General features: G+C 41.8%; 20 protein-coding genes. 4 read left to right on the top strand and 16 right to left on the bottom strand.

Features of this window, described 5'->3' with window-relative positions:
- Window positions 1–77 precede the first annotated feature (77 nt).
- From G7Y42_RS09495 to G7Y42_RS09485, 3 genes are all read right to left on the bottom strand, one after another.
- Window positions 78–413, bottom strand: a complete 336-nt coding sequence (locus G7Y42_RS09495) for a hypothetical protein (protein ID WP_165005610.1) — start codon at window positions 411–413, stop codon at window positions 78–80.
- Window positions 414–488: 75 nt separating this feature from the next.
- A complete protein-coding gene (locus G7Y42_RS09490; RefSeq protein WP_165005609.1) occupies window positions 489–1,874 on the bottom strand; it encodes an RsmB/NOP family class I SAM-dependent RNA methyltransferase in 1,386 nt (461 codons plus the stop codon).
- 64 nt (window positions 1,875–1,938) lie between these two features.
- Window positions 1,939–2,484, bottom strand: coding sequence for a TetR/AcrR family transcriptional regulator (locus G7Y42_RS09485; RefSeq protein ID WP_165005608.1), 546 nt, complete (start codon window positions 2,482–2,484; stop codon window positions 1,939–1,941).
- Between the two features lie 461 nt (window positions 2,485–2,945).
- On the opposite strand from G7Y42_RS09485, the gene G7Y42_RS09480 reads away from it, so the two are divergent.
- Together G7Y42_RS09480 and G7Y42_RS09475 are read left to right on the top strand one after the other, a co-directional pair.
- On the top strand, window positions 2,946–3,764 hold the full coding sequence (locus G7Y42_RS09480; protein ID WP_165005607.1) for a helix-turn-helix domain-containing protein: 819 nt from the start codon (window positions 2,946–2,948) through the stop codon (window positions 3,762–3,764).
- A 158-nt stretch (window positions 3,765–3,922) separates the two neighbouring features.
- Entirely contained in the window at window positions 3,923–4,414 is a 492-nt protein-coding gene (locus G7Y42_RS09475) for a hypothetical protein (protein WP_165005606.1), read from the top strand.
- A gap of 380 nt (window positions 4,415–4,794) precedes the next feature.
- Here G7Y42_RS09475 and G7Y42_RS09470 read toward each other — a convergent pair whose 3' ends face one another.
- The 7 genes from G7Y42_RS09470 to G7Y42_RS09440 all read right to left on the bottom strand — a co-directional run bounded on the left by G7Y42_RS09470 (window position 4,795) and on the right by G7Y42_RS09440 (window position 11,621).
- Window positions 4,795–5,502, bottom strand: a complete 708-nt coding sequence (locus tag G7Y42_RS09470; RefSeq protein ID WP_165038180.1) for a zinc metallopeptidase — start codon at window positions 5,500–5,502, stop codon at window positions 4,795–4,797.
- Between the two features lie 80 nt (window positions 5,503–5,582).
- The gene (locus tag G7Y42_RS09465; RefSeq protein WP_165005604.1) at window positions 5,583–5,918 is read right to left on the bottom strand and encodes a zinc ribbon domain-containing protein YjdM; all 336 of its coding nucleotides are present in this window, start codon (window positions 5,916–5,918) and stop codon (window positions 5,583–5,585) included.
- Between the two features lie 134 nt (window positions 5,919–6,052).
- Window positions 6,053–7,003: a bifunctional oligoribonuclease/PAP phosphatase NrnA gene (locus G7Y42_RS09460; RefSeq protein WP_165005603.1), complete on the bottom strand. Its 951-nt coding sequence runs from the start codon at window positions 7,001–7,003 to the stop codon at window positions 6,053–6,055.
- Window positions 7,004–7,036: 33 nt separating this feature from the next.
- Window positions 7,037–8,368, bottom strand: coding sequence for a DRTGG domain-containing protein (locus tag G7Y42_RS09455; protein WP_165005602.1), 1,332 nt, complete (start codon window positions 8,366–8,368; stop codon window positions 7,037–7,039).
- A gap of 7 nt (window positions 8,369–8,375) precedes the next feature.
- Window positions 8,376–9,056, bottom strand: coding sequence for a metal-dependent hydrolase (locus G7Y42_RS09450; protein WP_165005601.1), 681 nt, complete (start codon window positions 9,054–9,056; stop codon window positions 8,376–8,378).
- Window positions 9,057–9,271: 215 nt separating this feature from the next.
- Entirely contained in the window at window positions 9,272–9,757 is a 486-nt protein-coding gene (locus G7Y42_RS09445) for a YbaK/EbsC family protein (protein ID WP_165005600.1), read from the bottom strand.
- Between the two features lie 184 nt (window positions 9,758–9,941).
- Window positions 9,942–11,621: a ribonuclease J gene (locus G7Y42_RS09440; protein WP_165005599.1), complete on the bottom strand. Its 1,680-nt coding sequence runs from the start codon at window positions 11,619–11,621 to the stop codon at window positions 9,942–9,944.
- A gap of 509 nt (window positions 11,622–12,130) precedes the next feature.
- Here G7Y42_RS09440 and G7Y42_RS09435 point away from each other — a divergent pair.
- Window positions 12,131–13,642 (top strand): ABC transporter permease, encoded by a 1,512-nt coding sequence (locus G7Y42_RS09435; protein ID WP_165005598.1) that lies wholly within the window; start codon window positions 12,131–12,133, stop codon window positions 13,640–13,642.
- Between the two features lie 12 nt (window positions 13,643–13,654).
- Entirely contained in the window at window positions 13,655–14,317 is a 663-nt protein-coding gene (locus G7Y42_RS09430; RefSeq protein WP_165005597.1) for an ABC transporter ATP-binding protein, read from the top strand.
- 42 nt (window positions 14,318–14,359) lie between these two features.
- Here G7Y42_RS09430 and G7Y42_RS09425 read toward each other — a convergent pair whose 3' ends face one another.
- From G7Y42_RS09425 to galU, 6 genes are all read right to left on the bottom strand, one after another.
- Window positions 14,360–14,584, bottom strand: coding sequence for a CsbD family protein (locus tag G7Y42_RS09425; protein ID WP_165005596.1), 225 nt, complete (start codon window positions 14,582–14,584; stop codon window positions 14,360–14,362).
- A 97-nt stretch (window positions 14,585–14,681) separates the two neighbouring features.
- Window positions 14,682–15,866, bottom strand: coding sequence for a beta-aspartyl-peptidase (gene iadA / locus G7Y42_RS09420; protein ID WP_165005594.1), 1,185 nt, complete (start codon window positions 15,864–15,866; stop codon window positions 14,682–14,684).
- 92 nt (window positions 15,867–15,958) lie between these two features.
- Complete coding sequence (gene yfcC / locus G7Y42_RS09415) at window positions 15,959–17,698, bottom strand: putative basic amino acid antiporter YfcC (RefSeq protein WP_165005592.1); 1,740 nt, start codon at window positions 17,696–17,698, stop codon at window positions 15,959–15,961.
- A 791-nt stretch (window positions 17,699–18,489) separates the two neighbouring features.
- Window positions 18,490–19,089 carry an SIS domain-containing protein gene (locus G7Y42_RS09410; protein ID WP_165005590.1) on the bottom strand — a complete coding sequence of 200 codons (600 nt, stop codon included), beginning with the start codon at window positions 19,087–19,089 and terminating at the stop codon, window positions 18,490–18,492.
- 682 nt (window positions 19,090–19,771) lie between these two features.
- The gene (locus G7Y42_RS09405) at window positions 19,772–20,143 is read right to left on the bottom strand and encodes a hypothetical protein (protein WP_165005589.1); all 372 of its coding nucleotides are present in this window, start codon (window positions 20,141–20,143) and stop codon (window positions 19,772–19,774) included.
- 496 nt (window positions 20,144–20,639) lie between these two features.
- Complete coding sequence (gene galU / locus G7Y42_RS09400) at window positions 20,640–21,533, bottom strand: UTP--glucose-1-phosphate uridylyltransferase GalU (RefSeq protein ID WP_165005587.1); 894 nt, start codon at window positions 21,531–21,533, stop codon at window positions 20,640–20,642.
- Window positions 21,534–21,566: the final 33 nt, after the last annotated feature.

Raw genomic sequence — 21,566 nt, 5'->3', positions numbered from 1 at the left:
CACTAAGAGCCTTCTCGCTTTTTTTTGCATATATACGATCGACTACGCGCTTAAACGCTTCTGGTTGCTTCGTGTGCTTACACCATTTTTTCCACTAAGTGCATCAAGCGTTCCCGTACATCTTCGGTCGATCCTTTCAAGGAATCGCCATAAACGGAAATCTTCTTTTTGCCAGATTTGATTTTTGCCAAGATACCCATCAATGAATCCAAATCGCTATCAGATAAATGATCGACCACATCCAGTAATTTTTCGTTCCCGTCAAATTTATCGTTCACGAATTTTTTTACTTTTGTACGATTCGTCATGTGATGGATCTTTTCGATCACTTTTCCAGAAACAACCACTGCAGTAGCGACACTGGCTGCTGCTGCTACACTTAATCCGATTGTCACTTTTGTTGATGTTTTCATAAGTATCAGCTCCTTTTCATCTATCTCAATCATAGCATAGACAAAAAAATAAACGAACTATTACACTCTCAAGGTTCAATGGAACCGCAAACCTTTGGGGAAGAAATTCTTCACGACTCCCTGCACCTGTTTGCCGAACCCTACTGGTATCTGGTCTCTCATAAGCAATACCCATCCGGCATTGCCTTTTGCCTGAAAGGTTTCGCCTGCGACATACGCCCGCCACTCTGCCTCGCTGATCTGCAAAGAAGGGATATTCTCAGTGTTTTTCATCGCAAGTGCTAAAGCATAGCTGGGTTCGAATCGATTCTTCTTAAATACACCTAGATGCAGTCCTTCCCGCAATATTTTCAAACCGGATAAAGAAGGTGCATTTGCTGGCAACTCCCAGAGATGATCGTGGAACACCCGCAACTCGCCAGATGTTTCGTACTGAAAATCAGCAGCGAATGCTTGCCAGATCGACTGCTGCTCTTTCGTCAATCGTGTCTTATCCTGCTGCTTTCGTTGTTTTTTTGCCGGTTTCTTTTCACTTGGAGATTCTGTTTCTCCGTGAAACACTAACTTAGCCACAAAATGTCCTTCTCCCTGCCCTTTATGAGGCCATAAACGGACCGTTTTTTCCAATCCATCCACGCTTCCCCATTCTGGACGTCCGTGACTGACACGCGCCATGTCGATTCCTTCGATAGACACTGGATAGTTTTCCACGAGCCAACTGATGATCTGTTCATTTTCTTCCGGTGCAAATGTACAAGTCGAATAAATCAATGTGCCATTTGTCTTGATCATCTTCATCGCTGATTGAAGGATATCTTTTTGGCGTTCTTGGCATTGCAGAGGTGTTTCTTCTGTCCATTCTGCGATGGCTTTAGGATCTTTCCGGAACATCCCTTCCCCGGAACAAGGTGCATCAACAACGATCTTATCAAAGAACCCATTGAAATGAGGCACTAACTCAACAGGTGCCTGGTTGGTTACGACTGCATTCGTTATTCCCCAACGTTCAACATTTTCAGATAAGATTTTTGCCCGCTTTGGGAAAATCTCATTAGATACTAATAGACCTTTTCCTTGCATCTGTGCAGCTAGTTGCGTCGTTTTCCCACCAGGCGCTGCGCATAGATCCAAGATCCTTTCTCCTGGTCTCGGATCTGCGACAGCTGCTGGGAGCATGGCACTAGGTTCTTGGCTATACACGTACCCAGCTTGATGCAACGGTGTTTTTCCATCTACAGGACTCAAAAAACCTTCTTTGCTGTATGGTGCTGGCTGACTCTTTTCTTCATGATATTTGCGGACCATTTCCAATCCGGCAGGCTTCAATGGATTCCAGCGAAATCCTTTTTGGCTTATTCCATGTTCAATGGCTGAAAAAAACTCACTTGCTTCCTCGCCTAGAAGAAGCTGGTATTTATCGATAAACTGCTGTGGTAACGTTGTTGATCTCTCCTTCTCCATTTCTTTCGATAGCTATTTTACAATTTTTTTTCAGAAAAGAAAAGAAGAGAAACAGCCAGCAGATTCATCTGAAAGAAGAGTACTCGATCCTTTTCAAGATTTCTGGTAATTCCTTTTCCAAATCAGCGATTTTACTCCAGATAGAAGACATCATCTCAAAAAAATCACCGGAATTCTGATCTGAATTCAAGCTTCCTAAGGCATTCAGCCAAAGCAGGTCCAACAGATATTTCTCGTTTATTTCGGTGTTTTCTTTGATATATTCGGTAAATGTCCGTTTGAATAAAGAGGCCATATCTAATTCAGATTTCATGATGATACCGTAGATACTTTCATGGATCGCAAAAAATTCATTGAATAAATAAACTATGCTGTAGAAATCATCAACTTTGTATTCTGCCAAGTAGCGATCAAAACACTCACTGATCTCTTCAACTATTTTTTCTTTCAATACACTGATCGATTTGAAATGCGAATAAAAAGGGTAAGTGGAACAACCGCAAAAATTAGCAAGTCTTCTTGCTGTGATCGAGGCCATTCCATATTCACTCGCATATACCATGCTTTTGTACAGCAAATATTCTTTGCTGAAATTTGTTACTCTACCCATAGATGCAGCCACCTCTCTATCAATCCTTTTCTTCCATCTTTTTTGAATGATTACAGATCATTTCGTTTCCTTTGCGTATCTTTTATGAGGGGAAAGCAGATAAGTGACAGCACTGCCGATGATCATCATTATAAATAACATCAATAACTTATAGGGAACACTAAATCTATCGATACGTATCAGACTTGTCATCCGGATCTATTTTCATGATGAAAACAATCCAGAATAAATAACATCGTTGTTTTATTAACATTTTTTATAAAATGAGTGTCATTTTTGGGATAACTTGACAAAATCCAATCGGCAAGAAACAATAGAATTAATAATCTGATAATCTGTTTTAAATAACAAGTTATATAAACAAGATCTGTTACATTTTGAGAATAACATACACCAAACCCAGTTTCCACTCACATTTTATGTCATCCCTTGTACATCAATTGAACAAAAAGGAGTGTGCCATGTTAATCGATGCAAAAAAGAAAGAACTTCTTGTCCTCTACGCTATCACTCAGAAAAATGACTGTTCACTGCAAAAATTATCTGATGAGCTAGCAATCCCTAAACGAACGATCAAAGAACTGATTCGAAAGCTGAACCTTTCGATCACGCATCTGTTTGGCATCGAATCGTTTATTTATTCTACGCCAAAAGGAGAAATCAAACTCAATGATCTTTACCACGAAAACAGAAGGATGATCTTCTGCCAATTAAAGCTGCATTATCTAAAAGAATCGAATCGCTTCAATTACTTGTTGCTGCTGATTGATTCGCCTCATGCAGGTGTCTCGAAAGATTATTTAGCAAAACAATTGTATCTCTCTACTTCTTATTTGGAGAAATTGACACAACAGATCAATAAAATCCTTAAAAAATACCAGTTACAAATCACTTCTTCTCAGAATCGTTATTTTCTAGAAGGAAACGAGCTATCTATCCGTATCTATCTGTACTTGTTTCTGACCGATGCCTTTCAAGGCCTCGAATGGCCGTTTACAACGATCTGCATCTCTCAGCTAAAAAAGCAGTATCAGCTTTCTTCTGCGTTCCTTTTGACAGATCAATCTGAAAAACAGCTGGAGAGCATCTATCTGCTACTTGCATTGTTCACGATCCGACTCGATCAGCATTCGCTTATTCCTCCAGCATCGACTGAGATCATGGAAGTGCTCTGCCTACTCCAAAAGGTCCAGGATTTTTCTGGAACGTTCAAGCAACGAATTTCAACATTCCTGTCAGAGCTTGACGGATCAATGAAGCAGCCTACGCCAATTTTTTGATTTGCTGCTTCTTGCCTCATTCAATCGCTTCGCAGCAAAAAATCGATTTTGGTATAGCGGTTGAAAAAAGCAGCAATCCGATTTGTCAAAGGGCCAGAAAACTGGTAAAGAGATTAACAGATGCCTATCCTGTCATCGCCTCAGAAGAGAAAAAATATATGTATCATTATTTTATTGCATTAGCAACGATCCTTGTCACGGTTTCAGAAGATATGATGCTTGGATTTTATACGCTTCTTTTTCCGAATCTCCTTATAGATACAGATATAGCAGATAAAAAAATGACTGAGATCCAGCAGATCGTCGGTAGTGTTTTCCCTGCTGAAAACGAACGGTTCAATCAATATCTTTGCGGTCTGATTTATACTTTGTTGCAGTCTGAAGCAAAAGAGCAGCTTCTGGTCTATTTACAGATGAACCAGACACTAACCGGGAATTATCATTTAAAAAGCAAATTACATCAAACATTCAGCCACGAAACCCTACAGATCACAGAGAAACCGGAAAAAGCTGATCTGATCATCACCGACTGGTTCGAAGCGCTCCATCCGTCTGTCCCGACTCTTTATTTTGATCCGAACCAAGAAAACGAATCGTGGATAGAACTGGTAAAATCAATCCAAGAACTGGCCATGAAAAAGAAACTGTGACAAAAATATCGTCCAGTCCTTTTTTCCGAATAATGGTGTTCCAGAAGTAGCTTCTTCGAGAATAAGCCAGAATTTCACAAAAATTTGAGAAGCTATTTTTCAAAATCGCTTCTTATCGCTCAAGGCTGAACGTCTCTTTCACGACCTCTCCACTAAACGGTGTTCCAACTGCTGCTTCTCGGCAATAAGTTCACTGAACAAGAAAATATGAGGAGCTATTTTCTGTTCAGTGTCCTTATTCCTTAAAGCAGAGCGCAGTTGTCACAACCTCAAATGAAAAAGCAAACTTGCCATCATGAAGAAAATAGGCAGACTGCATGATGCAAAGAAAGGAGCTGTGACAATTTTTGTCACAGCTCCTTTCTCCAAAAATTAAGCTTCTAATCTCTACGATTACCGCCAAATATCAGTATCAGACGTAATAATTGTAAAAATGTGGATAACGCAGCTGCTACATAAGTCAGTGCTGCGGCAAACAATACGTGTCTTGCCATCGGTACTTCTTCTTTTGCTAACAGACCGCCTTCACTTAAAATCTGTATTGCCCTTCTCGAAGCATTGAACTCTACTGGAAGAGTGACCAGCTGGAAAAGAAGCGCTAATGAAAAAGCAAAGATACCAATGTTGATCAATGTAGAGTTCCAACTGAACAAGACCCCTATCATGATCAATGGGAAAGAGATCATCGAGCCAAAATTAGCTACTGGTACAAGTGCTGCTCTGATCTTCAACGGTGCATACCCTGAAGCATCCTGCACCGCATGTCCACATTCATGGGCAGCAACGCCAATGGCAGCTACCGAAGTCGACTGAGCAGTCGCTTGTGACAAGCTCAGCATCTTATTCCCTGAATTGTAATTATCTGTCAGATCACCAGCGATCTGTTGCACACCGACGTTATCGATCTGCTGGCTTTGGAGGATATATTGTACTGCCTGTGTCCCTGTCACGTTATTTTTGCTTTTTACTTTATCATATTTGCGAAATGTGCTGTTGACGTACGCAGAAGCAATACCGGATATCACAAGTCCGGCGATCACTAAAATGAATGTCGGATCAAAAAAGCCATACATCCCATATCCATACATTGTCGTTTCACTCCTTCTTCTTTTACTTTCATTTTAACACGAGCGGTCAGAAAAGAATGTGAAGAGACCTTGAATGTTTTTTAATTCTTTTTGACAAACTCTGATTTCAATTTCATCGGGCCAAACCCTTCGACTTTACAGTCAATATTATGATCCCCTTCAACCAATCGGATATTTTTCACTTTGGTCCCCTGTTTGATCGCACCTGAGGCTCCTTTTACTTTCAGATCTTTGATCACTGTCACACTATCACCGTCTGCTAAGCGATTGCCATTTGCATCAAGTACGATGAGGCCTTCCGTTGTTTCTTCCTGTTCATCGGCTGTCCATTCATTTGCACATTCTGGGCAGACAAGCAATCCCCGATCTTCGTAAGTATATTCGCAGCCACATTGCGGGCAATTAGGTAGTGTCATCTTCTTTCTCCTTTAAATGTTTGATTGAGCATCATTGTAACGGAAAAAAACGAGTTTGAAAAGAGATCTTTGTGATTTTTAATACAAAAAGAGGCCGGAGTTTCATTTTCTCCAGTCTCTACTTGCTTTGTAATTTATTGTTTGTATTGTTGGCAAAGCAGTTGGATTTCTTCATAGATTTCGTTGATTTCGTCCATATCTTTTGCGTTTGCTCCACTTGCTAAGGGGTGCCCGCCACCATGATGTTTTTTGGCTAATTCATTGATGACAGGTCCTTTTGAACGCAAGCGCACGCGATAATATCCTTCTGGCTGCTGCACGAATATCCCCCATGCCATCACTTCATCAATCACTCCAGGCAATGAAACGATCGACGCTGTCTCAGAATCATCTATTTGATAATGATCCAATACTTCTTGAGACAAAATGACTCGGCCAGCACCATTTTCATCGACTTCGATGTTCTGGTAGAGATAGCCTGAAAGCTTCGCCACTTTCATAGGCATTTGTTCGATTTCCCGATTCAAAGCACTTGCATCAAATGGATAAGTCATCAAAACAGCTGCGATCTGTAATGTCCTTGGCGTTGTAGCAGGATATAAAAATCGGCCAGTATCCCCTACTATCCCTGCGTAAAGCAGACGCGCGGCATGCGCATTGATCGTCAATTCTTCTGGGAACATCAAGGCGAATTCTGCGATCATTTCACTGCAGCTGCTTGCGGTCGTATCTACCCATACAAGATTACCGTAAGGCTCATCATTCGGGTGATGGTCGATTTTGATCAGCTTGTCGCCAAGGTCATAGCGCTTGTCACTGATTCTTGGAGAATTTGCTGTATCGGTAACGATCACTAGTGCACCTTGATAAAATGCATCTTCTACTTTTTCCATTTCAGCTAGAAAACGAAGTCCTTCGACTGTTTCCCCCACTTGATGGATCTCTTTTTCCGGAAAGCTCGCTCTCAATATCTCTGCTAGACCGACTTGAGATCCGAGCGCATCAGGATCAGGACGCTGATGTCTGTGGATGATGATTCGGTCATATTTTTTGATTTCGGTGATTATTTCTTGCTGTACTGTCATTTTTTTCCTGCTTTCTTGAGCTCTTCTTGTTCTTTAGGAGCGTTCCATTACTTGGCACACAACGATTGCCTTTGTCACAATCGTATTTTCGATAAATACTTCGATATCCAGTTTAGCAGATCTGCGACCGATCTCTAAAACACGCGGACGAATATCTAGCTCGCTTTCTAACTGGATCAGTCGAAGATAATGTAAGTTGATCTGTTCAATCAAGATATTCCTCTTCTGATTCATGATCATTGTTTTTTGGGCGACATCAGAGAGGATCTCACTCAACACACCGAAAGAGATGGTTCCGACACCATTGACCATCTGCGGCGTCACCATGAATTTGAATTTTGGATCAGCTAGCCGATTTCCTTCGCGATCTGTCTCGATCGTCTGGATACCGCCAGAAATCTGATCCGAAATGGTATCCGCGATCTGCGGCTGCCTTTGAACAAGCTGCATGGCTTTCATCACATCTTGCCGCGTGATCAACCCCTCCAAAGTCAAGTCGTCAGATACTACCGGCATTACTTCCAATCCATCCCAGATCATCTGATGACTGACAGATGCGATGCTCATCGTTTTTTTCACACTGATCGGTTCTTTGGTCATGATGCGTTCGATGATTTGCGTAGGCGATTTCCCCAAGATGTCTTTTGCTGTAACGATCCCCATCAGTCGCTGGTGTCTGTTGACTACAGGAAAACGTGAATGCTGTGTTTTTTCGGATAAGCGCTGATAATCAGCGACTGTATCTGTCTGCAGCAGATAATGTGTTTTTTCCGCGGACATATAGATATCGCTGACAAGCATGATGTCTTTTTTGATCAGATGATCGCTCAGGGCCCGATTGATCATTGTGGCTACCGTAAATGTATCATAGCTTGTCCGTAAGATCGGCATTTCCAGCTCATCAGCCAGCTGCGATATCTCCGGAGTTGTATCAAATCCTCCAGTGATCAATACCGCAGCGCCGTCTTCCAAAGCCAGTTTTTGTACATCTGCGCGGTTTCCGACGATCATCAGGGAACCGGGTGTGATATAGCGTTCCATCGCATGCTTTGTCATCGCACCGATGACAAATTTGTTCAGTACTTTGTCTAATCCAGAAGCACCGCCCAATACGTCTCCTTCAATGATCCGCACAACTTCACCGAATGTCAGGCGTTCGATGTGTTTTTTCAGTTTCCGTTCGATACGAATCGTTCCTACTCGCTGGATCGTAGAGACTAGCCCGGCATTTTCTGCATCTTTGATCGCACGATAAGCAGTTCCTTCACTGACATTCAATTCTTTGGCAATGCTGCGAACAGAAATACGATTCCCGACTGGAAGACTTTCGATATATTCTAAAATCAAGTCATGTTTCGTTGCCATTTTTCCCCTACACTTCCAGCGTTTCAGAAACGCTCATTATTTTTCCTTCACTGCCACTCAATCGTTCAATGAATGTTTGCGGATCCTGCTCGATCACAGGGAACGTATTGTAATGGATCGGTACGACTTTTTTTGCCTTGATCCGTTTGGCTGCTCTAGCTGCGTCTTTTGGCCCCATGGTATAGTTGTCTCCAATCGGTAAGAAGGCTACATCGATAGAAAACTGTTCTGCCAATAAAGACAGATCACTAAAATCTGCTGTATCTCCGGCATGATAAATCGTCTTCCCATCTGCTTGCAGGACGATCCCGCTTGGTTCTCCCATGTACTGAACGATTCCATCTACTTCATAACTTGAACTATGCTGTGCATGGACAAACTTCACTGTGCCGAAAGGAAATTCGTGCTTTCCGCCGATATTCATCCCAAAAGCTTTCACTCCGCGGCTTTGCGCATAATCTGCAATTTCCACGATACTGATGATCGTTGCATCGTTGTTTTTTGCGATAGGGATCATATCACCTATATGATCGCTGTGTCCATGAGTCACCAATATCCAGTCTGCTTCGACTTCTTCAGCGTCCAAGTCCGTCATTGGATTTCCTGTGATAAACGGATCGATGATGACACGCTGCCCGTTTTCCATCTCAAGGGCTAGACAAGAATGTCCGTGATAAGTTATTTTCATTTTTTCACTCCTCACACTTTCTTCATGCTGTATCTTTACTAAAATAAACCGATTCCAACTTGATTAATTTAAGAAAAAAATAGCCGACACTATTTTATTTTCTCCAAATAATAGTACAGTATATACGAGATAATTGTAACAGATAATACAGCTTGCACCAAGTACTAAGCAGATATATTTTTATTCACGGACGAATCATTTAAAAGGATTTGCTTCTAGGCGTTCTCTATTAAGATATCCGCATATCGCATCTGGACGACTGCTTCCAGATCTTTGACTGAAATCTTGATGCTCCGTCCGATTTCTCCACTAGAAACGACGATTTCTTTCATTTCTTCCAACGACTGATCCGCTAAAAAAATATAGTTGGGATGCTGCATCTTGATCCCTATCGGTGTATTTGCTCCATGAGGATATCCTGTATGTTCCATCACAAAATCCATTCCAGGAAAGCCGACTTTACGGTCTTTGGTGATCTTTCTGGTTTTTTTGTAATCTAAATGCTTCATTAAAGGAAGCAACGCCACGATCACGCCCGATTTGTTGCCTTTAAGGACTAATGTCTTACAGACGATTTCTGGATCGATGTTTCGTTTTCTCAACTCTGATTCAAAGGCTTCTTCGACGATGTCCCCAAAGTTTATTGGATCATATGCGATGTTTTGCTGATCCAGATATTTTTCTACTGCTGTTTTTTCCATTTTCTTCTCTCCTATCAATCATGTTCTGCTCATTATATGCCTACATGCGTATGGACAGAAAATGATTTGTTTTGGTGAAATTCCAACAAGCAAAAAGAGACTAGGGTACTGTCCTAGTCTCTTAGATATTCTTGGATGATGACTTTGTTGCTCCTTGCAGAACAGTTTTTCTTAACCTTCGTGATTACCTTTTCCCACGTCTTTGTGTTGCTTCCATGATAACTGGTAAGATCACTGGTCGGCGTTTCGTTTGTTCAAACAAATAACGGCCTAATTGATCTCGAATATCTTGTTTCAGCTTACTCCATTCGAAGTCGCTGCTTTCAAGATGTTTTTCGACGATTGCTTCGATCATATTACTGCTTTCTTTCATCAGGTCACGACTTGCTTTGACATAGACAAATCCTCTTGAAGTGATTTGAGGTTTCGAAACGATTTTCTTCTCACGTCGGCTGATGGTCACTACTGCAACGAAAATCCCGTCTTCTGATAAGACTTTACGATCTCTCAAAACGATATTACCGATATCTCCTACACCAAGTCCGTCGATCATGATGTTTTCTGCACTGATCGATCCAGCGACACTCATTCGTTGGTTCTTATACTCTAAAACATCTCCTCGCCCGGTGATATAGATGTTTTTGTAAGGAATCCCGACGGCATGCGCCAAATCCGCATGTGCCGCTAGCTCACGGTATTCTCCTTGGACAGGAATAAAGTAAGTAGGTTTCATCAAATTAAGCATCAGTTGGAGATCGTGTGGATTAGCATGACCGGAGACACGCATGTTCTCAGAGATCAGTTTTACGGACCCACCTGCCCGATAGATCATGTCTTCTGTCTTAGCGACCATTGTTTCCATCGCGATACTTGGTGTCGTAGTGATATACACTAGGTCCCCTTCTTCGATCTTGATCGTCCGATGCGTGCCGTTTGCCATTTTTTGTAAAGACTTGATTGGCTCACCCATCCGTCCAGTCTCTAAAATGATCAGTTCTTCTGGATCATAATTTTTCATGTCTTTCAACGTGACTAACAGATCCTCACTAGGCAGCTGCAGTTTTTCCAAACGCATCGCTGTTCGGATGATCCGTTCAAAATCTTGTCCTGTCAGCACGACTTTTCTTTGCGCTTTTGCCGCAGCGTCCAATACTTGCTGAACACGTTGCAGATTACTTGCCACACAGGCGACGATGATCCGTCCTTCCCAGTATTTGATCGTATCGAAGACTTCATCGGCGATCTGTAATTCTGAAGCAACCGGCACCGCATTTTCTGCGTTTGCTGATTCACTTAATAATGCCAGAACACCTTCTTTTCCGATTTCTGCTAGACGCGCATAGTCCGTATGGTACATCGGGATCGCTGTCTGATCAAATTTGAAATCACCTGTGTAGACGATATTGCCTTCTTTGGTTTTCAAATTGATCCCGACAGAATCGGGGATCGTATGCGTCGTGCGGAAGAAGCTGACGATCGTTTCACCAAAATCGATCTCCGTATGTTCATCTACTACATGGAAATCTTTGAACCCTTTTGCTGCCTCATTTCGGCTCACACTTAATTTTGCCAGTTCGATCGTCAATTCCGTACCGAATACCGGCACAGTGATTTTCGATAACAGATAAGGCAATGCGCCGATCGCATCCGCGTGTCCATGGGTCAAAAAGACACCGGCTACACGATCAATGTTTTCTTCAAGATACGTAAAGTCAGGAATGACGACATCAATTCCTAAAAGCTCGTTTTCCGGATATTTCAGACCACAATCTAAGATAAAAATATCCTCTCCCACTTCTGCGATATACATGTTTTTTCCATTTTCACGTACGCCGCCTAATGGGATAATTTTAATGGTACTCACAAATTTCACCTCTTCTTATGACGTTTAAGTTTAAAAACGTCGATTCTCTTCTTTCACTAACTATATGATTCGAGCCAATAAACAGTTGTCCTATTTTTATCTATCACAGCAAAAAATGAGGAACACGGTTCAAATGCTGCCCTTGTCTTTACTTTTTTCCTTCGAACAAGGCATGCAGGCCGAATCTTTTTGCCAACACTAGAGCCGGATCGGATAAAATTCCCAATTGGCTGTTCTTCATTATTATACAACAAAATAAACAAATCGCTAGTATCAGCGCTTTTTTGAGCGATACGACAGCAGCTCCTTGTTGAAACTGTGCGTATTTGATTCTTCATCACCGATCAGAAACATACTTCTTCCATTCTACCACATTTTCCACAATAACTATAGCTCGATTTTATACAAGATAGATCGGACGCCTAAGTGACTTAGAAAGTAATATTTTTAAGTTAGCTTTAAGTTATAGGCCTTATCCTTTGTTTCATTGACTAGGAGGGATGCAACAGATGAATTTTATAAAGCGTGCGTTGAAAAGCACGAAAGCGAAATGGGGACGTTCGTTCTTGCTGTTTGCCGTTTTTACAGCAATCCTCATTTTTGTGCTTGCTGGGCTCACTATACGAAGTGCTGCTGAACAGGCAGCAGCTCAGGCAAAAAAAGAGGCTGGTGCCACAGTGACTTTAAGTGCCAATCGGGAAGCTTCTTTTAAAAAACAGGAAGGAGATGCTTCAGAGGGCACGACATCTACCGAACGGCCGGATCCGGGGAGCTTTTCACTGACACCAGTCTCAATAAGCGATGCAGAAAAAATTGCTTCCTTAGCAAATGTCAAAAGCTATTCTTTTGAAAGTTCTGCATCAGCTATGGCTAAAAGCGGGATCACTCCGATTTCCAGTTCCGAAACATCAGATTCTTCAGACAGCACTGGAACCGAAGAAAGCGATCAGCCAGCTGGCACTATGGATAGCAGGAAACCGATGACTCAAGCCGATTTTCAGATCAGCGGTGTTTCGGCTACTGCACAAACCAGCAGCTTTACGGACGGCACAGCAAAAATCACTGAGGGCAAAGGAATCGATGCTAGTGATAAAACAACGAACAATGTCGTGATCGATGCTACATTGGCAAAAGCAAACGACTTAGCTGTTGGCGATACCTTCACGATCACAAGTTCTGAAGATGAGGATACGACTTATGAAATGACCATAAAAGGGATTTACGAATCAAGTGAATCAAGTAGCAGTATGGGCATGCGATTCAATTTCATGAATCCCTCGAATACCTTATACACTTCTTATACCTTTGCTAATGAATTGAATGGCACTTCTGATGACGAGACCATTGACTCAGCAGTTTATACGTTAGCTGATCCAGACAAGATGTCTTCATTTACTGCAGAGGCAGAAAAGCTGATCGATACAGATACTTTCAGTCTGCAGTCGAATGATGCCATGTATCAATCCATGCTGGAACCTTTGAACAATGTTGCTAGTTTTTCTAAAAATGTCGTCTTGCTCGTAGCAGTAGCCGGTATCATCATTTTGACCTTGATCATCATGATCACGATCCGAGAACGCCGGCATGAATTGGGTGTTTTACTTTCATTAGGCGAGTCAAGGAGTAAAATCATCCTGCAATTGTTTACAGAAGTCGCTCTTTGTATGATCTTCGCATTGGGTATCGCTTCTTTCAGCGGGAATGTCGTGGCTAATGCGGTGGGGCAACAACTGCTGGATCAGCAAACAGAAACAGCGGCTCAAAATCAAGAAACGCCCAGCCAGGGACAAATACCTGGCGGAAAACAGATGGCTGGCGGCAACCAATCACCTAGCGGACAAAAAGGCGAAAACATCAATCCGTTCACTATTTCTGACAAAGTCAGCGAATTGAAAATCAATGTACAGCCTGCTCAGCTTGGATTATTAGCCGGGATGGCATTTGGTATCAGCTTGCTTTCAGTCTTCTTAGCATCTATTGGCATTTTGAGATTGAATCCAAGAAAAATTTTATTGAATTAAAGGAGGCATTCGATGCTACGAACAGAAAATTTAGGATTTTGGTATCAGGAACCGCAAGATGCGCTTTATCAGGAGGTGGACCTGAATTTTGAAGCTGGAAAAATGTATGCTATTTTAGGAGCGAGTGGTTCGGGAAAAACAACATTTTTGTCGCTAATCGCTGGCCTTGACACCCCAAAAGAAGGAACGATTTATTATGAAGAACAGCCACTTTCTAAAATAGGTTTGAGAAATTATCGAAAAAATGATGTCTCGATCATCTTCCAAGCCTATAATCTATTACCTTATTTGTCCGCTCTCGATAATGTCTTGACAGCAATGGAGATCACAAAAACGAAACAGTCAAATTACCGGCAGGTCGCCTTGGATCGACTGGCACGTGTCGGAATCGATGAGGCCTTGGTCAAAAAACCAGTGACGAAACTTTCAGGCGGACAGCAGCAGCGTGTCGCGATCGTACGAGCCATCTGCTGTGAGCATCAATTGATCGTTGCAGATGAACCAACAGGAAATCTCGATGAAGCGACTTCACAAGATATCGTTCATTTTTTCCAAGAGATCGCACATGAACAAAATCGCTGTATCATTATCGTTACCCATGAAATGGACGTAGCCAGACGTTGTGATGAAATCTTTGAACTGAAAAATAAAAAGTTTGAAAGACTCGATGGTTAAAAAAAAGCAGAAACACCAGATAAACGGTGTTTCTGCCATTTTTTATTTTTTATCGTCTTTTCGAGAGAATTTTTCTTTGACATCTTCAAAGCCTTTTTTCATGTCATCACCAAGATCACGCGCTTTTTCTTTGACGTCTGCACCTAGTGATTGTGCTTTTCCTTCTGTTTCTTTGCTCTTGTCATCTGTTGCTTTCCCGTAAGCTTTTTTGCCTTCGCCTACTACTTTGTCTTTCATGTCTTCGGAACGTCCTTTTAAATCTGCCATCATACTTCCTCCCTTATTTTGTTTGTCTAACTATTATCAGGTTAACATCATCTCAATAAACAGACAAATAGAACGCTCCTTTCAAGAAAACGTTTGATCAAATTGTGCGTTCGAAGGTTCCCCAAGTCTTTATTTCTTTTTCTTGAACCATTATCTGACCCTTAGCAATCACTGTATCGATAGCCAATGTGTCTTTGTCAAGGATGCACAGATCCGCGTCATTTCCGACTTTGACTGTTCCTTTTTGTTCCAGTTTCAATATGCGTGCCGGATTGCAAGTGACAGCCCGAAGCGCGATCTCTAAAGGAATGTTTTCTTTTTGGACCGCTTCCTTGATTCCCACAAGCAATGCTTTGGCGCTGCCTACGCCTAATCCGATAAACTGATTGTTCTCGTCAAAATAGGGCAAGCTTCCTTGGCCATCAGAAGTCATAGTGAAATTATCAAGAGAGATTCCTTCTTCGATCAATCGCTTCAGTGCTTTGCTGAAACGAACTTCGCCATCTGTCTTTTCCCAGAAATCCGGATCTTCGCTTGCTGTGAAGTCGATCGTACCACCTTTTTTAGCAAATTCAATACAAGCTTCGAACAATTCAGCTGTTCGATTGGCGTGAGTCGGCAAGAACTGTGTGATCGGTATTTCTGTTTCTTCGATGATCCGCATCAGTAATTCCAGTTTTCTCTTTCCTCCGCCCAGATGGACATTCACGATCCCTGCTTTTCCTGATAACATTCCGCCTACGCGAGCATCAGCTACTGCCCGTGCGAATTCTTCAAAGCTTGGCTGAGAAGACCGATGATCCGAGATCGCGATTTCACCGATTCCGATGATTTTATCGATCGTCAAGAAATCTTTGATGATCGAATCTGTTACAGTCTTTACAGGCAGTCGATAAGAACCTTCATAAATGTAAGTAGAGATCCCTTCTGCTTCAAGCCCTTTTGCTTTGCTGATCAAAGCGGTCATGTCTCGTCCTTCTCCGTCTGTGCCTAGGCACCCCACGACTGTCGTTACGCCAGCTGTCGTCAACTGACTCAGCGTGACTTCCGGCGTACGGTTCTGATAGCCGCCTTCTCCGCCACCGCCTAAGATATGGAAATGGCAGTCGATGAAACCTGGAGTCAAGATTTTGCCTTCACCTGACAGCTCCTCTACTTCAACTTCTCCATATCCTCCTGACAGCTGCTCTTCTAAAGCGATGATTTTCCCTCCAGCAAGCAATACGTCCATTTTTCCTAAATAATCTGGTGCATATACTTCGATTTGACGAATGATTTTCATCTTTTTCCCTCTTTCTTTTGAAAAAAGCTGTGCCATTGTTCCGGCACAGCTGCTTTTTTTCAAACTGTCCAAGCAGTTTTTTTATGATCAATTTATTGTAAGCCGATCGCAATGGCAATCATGATAAAGATCGTTCCTAAGATAAAAAAGAATCCCTGCATTTTTATTTGGAAACGAGCCCATTTCGCCCACTCGATACGAGCCACGCCAAGTACACCGATCAGACTTGCAGAAACAGGGGTGAATGCGTCCATGAATCCTGAACCAAGCTGATAAGCTAATACAGCCACCTGTCTTGAAACACCAACTAAATCTGCCAATGGTGCCATGATCGGCATCGTCAATGCAGCTTGTCCGGAATTTGATGTAACGACCAGATTGAACAAGCTTTGGAATACATACATCGCCCAGGCACCAATAACCGCCGGAACTCCTGTCAAAGCAGTACCGATTCCATGAAGGATCGTATTCAATGCGGATGGTACCGACGCATCTGAACCACCTAAAACAAGCAAGATCCCTTTTGCCATCCCGACAACGATTGCCGTTCCAGCCAAATCTGCTGCTCCCGACTGGAAGGAAGAAGCGATATCGTTGATTTTCATGCCATCAAGTTTGAAGATGACTGCGATAATTCCGGCAGCAAGCCCCATGACGAAGAACTGAGAAGCGATTTCTGGAATATAATATCCTTTTTGCGTCACTCCCCAAACGATCCAGATCAGTACGATCAGCATTTCAGCCAAAATCAGCTTGTGCCCTAAAGTGAATGCCTTTTGCTCATCGCTCGTCTTCTTCAGATGATTACGGAAATAATCATCCGACTTGTAGGTCAAAGAGCTTTCCGGATTTTTCCGCACTTTCTCGCCGTAAAACATCAAATAGCCGGCAGAAAGCGCGGTGACAACCACCCACATGATCAAACGGAAAGTAGCCCCTGACAAGACGGGGATGCCGGCGATCCCTTGAGCCACTGCCACACTGAACGGGCTCATCCAGGATGTCGCATTCCCGACTTGTGAAGCCACATAGGTCACAGTGACTGCGACAATGGAATCATAACCCAAAGCGATAACGAACGGCACCATGACCATCGAAAATGGAATGACTTCTTCTGCCATTCCGAATGTGGCACCACCAAATGAAAAAGCAAAGAATAATAAGGGCAAAGCTAAACGTTCAAGTCCGCGAGTCTTACTGATGAATGCATAGATCCCTGCATCTATTGCTCCGGTACGCATAATGATACCAAATGCACCACCTACCACTAAAATAAGTGCGGCAATCCCTACAGCCGATCCGTATTTGTCACCAGAAACCAATCCCTCGAACACGAAATTCAAGAACCCGAATCCACCAAAATCATCTGTTCCCCAAACTTTGGCTGTTTTATGCAATTTCTTCGATGTATCATAAATATTCTCACCGTAATGGTCGTAAAGGACATCATCCGTCAAAGAAATCTCATCTAATTTCTCCTGCGTCAGATTTTTTTCCCCATCGGCGATAACTTCTTCCAATCCTTTTTCCGGTACATCTAATTTTTCTCTTTCCGTTGGATTGTCTTGAAGCTCTTCTAATTGATCGAATACATAAGATTTATCTAACTCATATGCATAACGAAAAGAATCTTGCCGCAATACCGTACGCGTGCTCGTCTCTCCATTCGCATCCTTATATTCGATATCTTGCGTGCTGAATTTCCCAGCTGGGACGATGAACGTCAACAGCCATGCTAAAACCACGACTCCAAAAATAATGACGTACGTATGAGGGGTCGTCATTTTTGTGAGGTCGCGTTTAGGTTTTCCCGAAGAATTTTTTTTCTTCAAAAGCATTTCTTCCTTTCTGTCCACAAAAAATGTGATGAATAAAAAATGGATAATCATGTCGAATTATACAGGAAAAATTCCATCCACACATGAATTTTTTATTAGAAAATAACTTTTTGTATTTTTTTGCTAGTATTTCAGAAATTCTTTTGAAGTTGTTTTTTCTTCAATAAATAATCTGTTTTTTATTGGAATTTTACATTAAAATTCTTTTTTTATTTTTAGATTCGCAAAAAAGTTGATCTGTTTTTTTCATTTTTAGCTGCCATCAAGATTGAATTTTTTTCTATTTTTTTGAAAAAAGGTAATAAATATCCAATGATCCTCGTTGTCGAAACAGGTGATTTTTTTGTTTTATGTATAAAAAACATAAAAAGTACAGGGATAGATGGAGACTTTTTTTATCTGATAGGTAATCTTCATTGCAATAATGATAACAAATGTACTATAATTGCTCTGTAAAGAGTTTTGGGGAAGACTCTTTCATCAACGTGTATGAAGGGACAAGAAAGAATCTGCCTTGATTCTTTCTTGTCTCTTTTTCCGCTGTTTTTTTTGTCTTCCACAGAAAAAGATCTTTTGTGAAACAAACTAAAAATAATACATTCTATCTCATACAAAACCCTTATATGCAAAGTTATCCACACTTATTAAATAACGACTATACAAAAACCAAGAGAAACGATCAGTCAAAGAAAATCGTTTTCTTCCTTCAAAAACATCATTTTTTATGTGAAACACCTCTAATTGACCTGACGCATTGATTTCATTTGTGGAAAACTGCTCGTTGTTTACCGAATCAGTTGTGCCGCAGTAAAATACAAAACCTGCTGAAGCAAAAACATCGTGGCAACAGAAGCTGTTCCGCAAATCGCCGGATCAAGTTCAGGCAGTGTTAGCACTGCATCATGCAGTTTTGCGTGGTTATCCAATACAAGATCGGCAAATTCAAACAGACGCAGACCGCTGCTATGCTGGGATTTTATGCTTCTGGATAAGTCAAATCCTGTCACGATGATCAAGGTATGCCCTTGTTCCTTGATCCATTGAGCAAGTTCGATGATTGCTGGATTTCTCCCTTCATTGGAAAGCAGTAAAAATATATCTTCCGGTTTTGATGAGATTTGGTTGATGATTGCTTGTCCAGCTCCTTCAAGGGTCTCATAAATACCTGATGCCGGATTTTCGATCAAGATGCCAGGTACTAGTTCCGGCAACTGCTCCCAAAATTCAAAGGCCACACCACTCAATGTACGACTGGCAAAAATCTGTAGCCTGCCGCCTAGAACGATTTGCTGGGCGATCCAGTTCCCTGCTTGCGCCATCAAAGGTTCTTCTATCCTTAATTTTTCTTCAAGCTGATAATAGTAATCAAAATAACGTAAACTCATTTTTCTCTCCTACGTCTTTCTACTTGCAATGAATAGAAACAGCTGCCTAACCTAAGGGATATACAAAAAACAGAAGATGGATAGTAAGCGATTGGTCAGTCGCTGCTGCACGCAAAAAAGGTATTGGACAATCTGTCCAATACCTTGACATAGCAAATAAACGAGCGCGCAACCTTAGAAAATATCTACACAGGGGTAGAATTCTCCCCTTAGATTAGGTACAATAAATAAGGTCGATGCACAGCATTGACTATGGCAAAATGATCGGTCAGGGTGTACTAGGTGACTGGTCATTCCCTGATACTTAGCGCCAACTAAGTATCGGGGAGCCTTTTTTTATTCAGCTGTTTCTATCTGAACCCATTGTAAGGAATCTCCCTCCTAAGCGCAAGTGCGAAACGGATAAAAAACATTAGTATGTTTTCTTTACATAACAATAACACCATTACCTACTTACAATACATTTATTTACTCGCCATTTTTTTCTAACCACATAACACTTTAGTATCGATTTTTACCTAAACTAGCAAATTAAATAATCTTATATCTCAAAAATGATTTCACTTTTTTTGGTTTTTTTTGCGTACAAAAAAGGCGGCAGAACATCCCTATGTCTGACCGCCGATGAGTAATATTACTTGATCTTTTTACTGTTCGAAGCTACACAAACTAGCTCGTGAACTCATGATCTGGTTTTTCTCTCTTTGATTTGGTTTCTTGTTGGACGTAACGGCGCAGCATGCTTTCCTTTTTTTACTACATGCAACCTTCTTAAGAAATGAGGGATGCAGACGAAGAGATACAGCACAATGAATATAGCTGCAAAGATAAGTGCTTCCCATCCGCCCCAAGCAAGTTCGATCATCAAACTTGCGATCGCGATTGTAGCTAAATACCAGATGAAGATCAAGAAGGTCTCCCGTTTCTTGGCCATCTGCACCATGATATATCCGCTGATAAGGAGTACTGGTGTCAAAAAGAGCCAGTTACTGCCTTCCATCAGCCACTTCAATCCATCAAGAAGCGATTGAGCTATTGTAATTATATTTCCCATAAATGATACACACCTTTATTATTTTCTGTCATTGAAATAGGTATTCCGTTTTGCATAAGTCGTTCCTTTTCTTATGTATTCAGATTCCTTTATATACCTTAAGCAAAACTTAAATGGTCCTACCGACCGGCAGAGTGCCTTTTTAACCATAATCTGAATGAAAAAAACTGTCAATAAAAAAGAAAAAATGCAGTCTGCGACAATCATCCAAGGAGCTGTGACAAAAGTCTTGTCGCAATCTCTTTTACCAAGTAAACAGTGTTCAAGAGACAGCCTACCTATCGGCAATAAGGCACGATTTTGTAAAATATGGGAAGCTATTTTCTGTTCAGTGTCCTTATTCCTTAAAGCAGAACGCAGTTGTCACAACCTCACACACGGTGTTCTCCTACCAACTCCTCGGGCACAAGTCACAATATTCGCAAAACATGAGAAGCTGTTTTTTGAAATTGTTCCTTGTGCCTCAGAGTTAAACGGCAGGCTCACAACCTCTACATCAGTCGTTTTTCCGATTTTCTTCACTTAGTTCTTTGCTCAATCGGATAAGGTAATCTCTCAATGCTTCTCCGATTTCAGGATGATGTAAGCCATATTCGATACTTGTTTGCATATAGCCGAATTTATCCCCGACATCATAACGTTTCCCTTTGAATTCCCGCGCATATACGTTTTGTGTCTTGTTCAATTCATCGATCGCATCTGTCAGCTGGATCTCATTTCCGGCACCAGGCTTTTGCGTCTCTAAAAGATCGAATATCTCTGGTGTCAAAAGATAACGACCGATAATCGCCAGATCACTGGGGGCCTTGTCAGGTTCAGGCTTTTCGGTAAAGCTTTTCACCTCGTACAATCCATTCTGTCCGCCATCTTTCGGATCAATGATCCCATACTTCGACGTCTCTTCGTGAGGGACTTTCATGACAGCAATGGTCGAAGCCAAGGTTTGTTCGTAATCGTTCATCAATCGCTTCGTCAATGGGACTTCATCCACCATCAGGTCATCCCCTAACATCACGACAAAAGGTTCATCACCTACAAACGTTTTCGCTTGGAGAACGGCATGTCCCAGTCCATTTGGATGAGTCTGACGGATAAAATGAAGCTTGACTGCTGTTGTTTCTTCCACTAGTTTCAGCAGTTCTGTCTTTCCTTTTTCACGAAGATTGGTTTCTAGCTCGATATTGGCATCAAAATGATCTTCGATGGGCCGTTTTGCTTTTCCTGTCACGATCAAGATATCCTCGATTCCTGCTTCCAGTGCTTCTTCTACGATGAATTGAATCGTTGGCTTATCAATGATCGGGAGCATCTCTTTTGCCATCGCTTTTGTTGCTGGCAAGAAACGTGTACCTAAACCTGCTGCTGGAATCACTGCTTTTCTGACCTTCATCTCATTCGTCCTTTCACCTGTTCGTTCACTTTA

The organism is Enterococcus sp. ZJ1622, assembly GCF_011038845.1.
Taxonomy (GTDB): domain Bacteria; phylum Bacillota; class Bacilli; order Lactobacillales; family Enterococcaceae; genus Enterococcus_B.
Note: the sequence above shows the minus strand (reverse complement) of the source record. Positions and strands in the feature narration are given on the sequence as shown.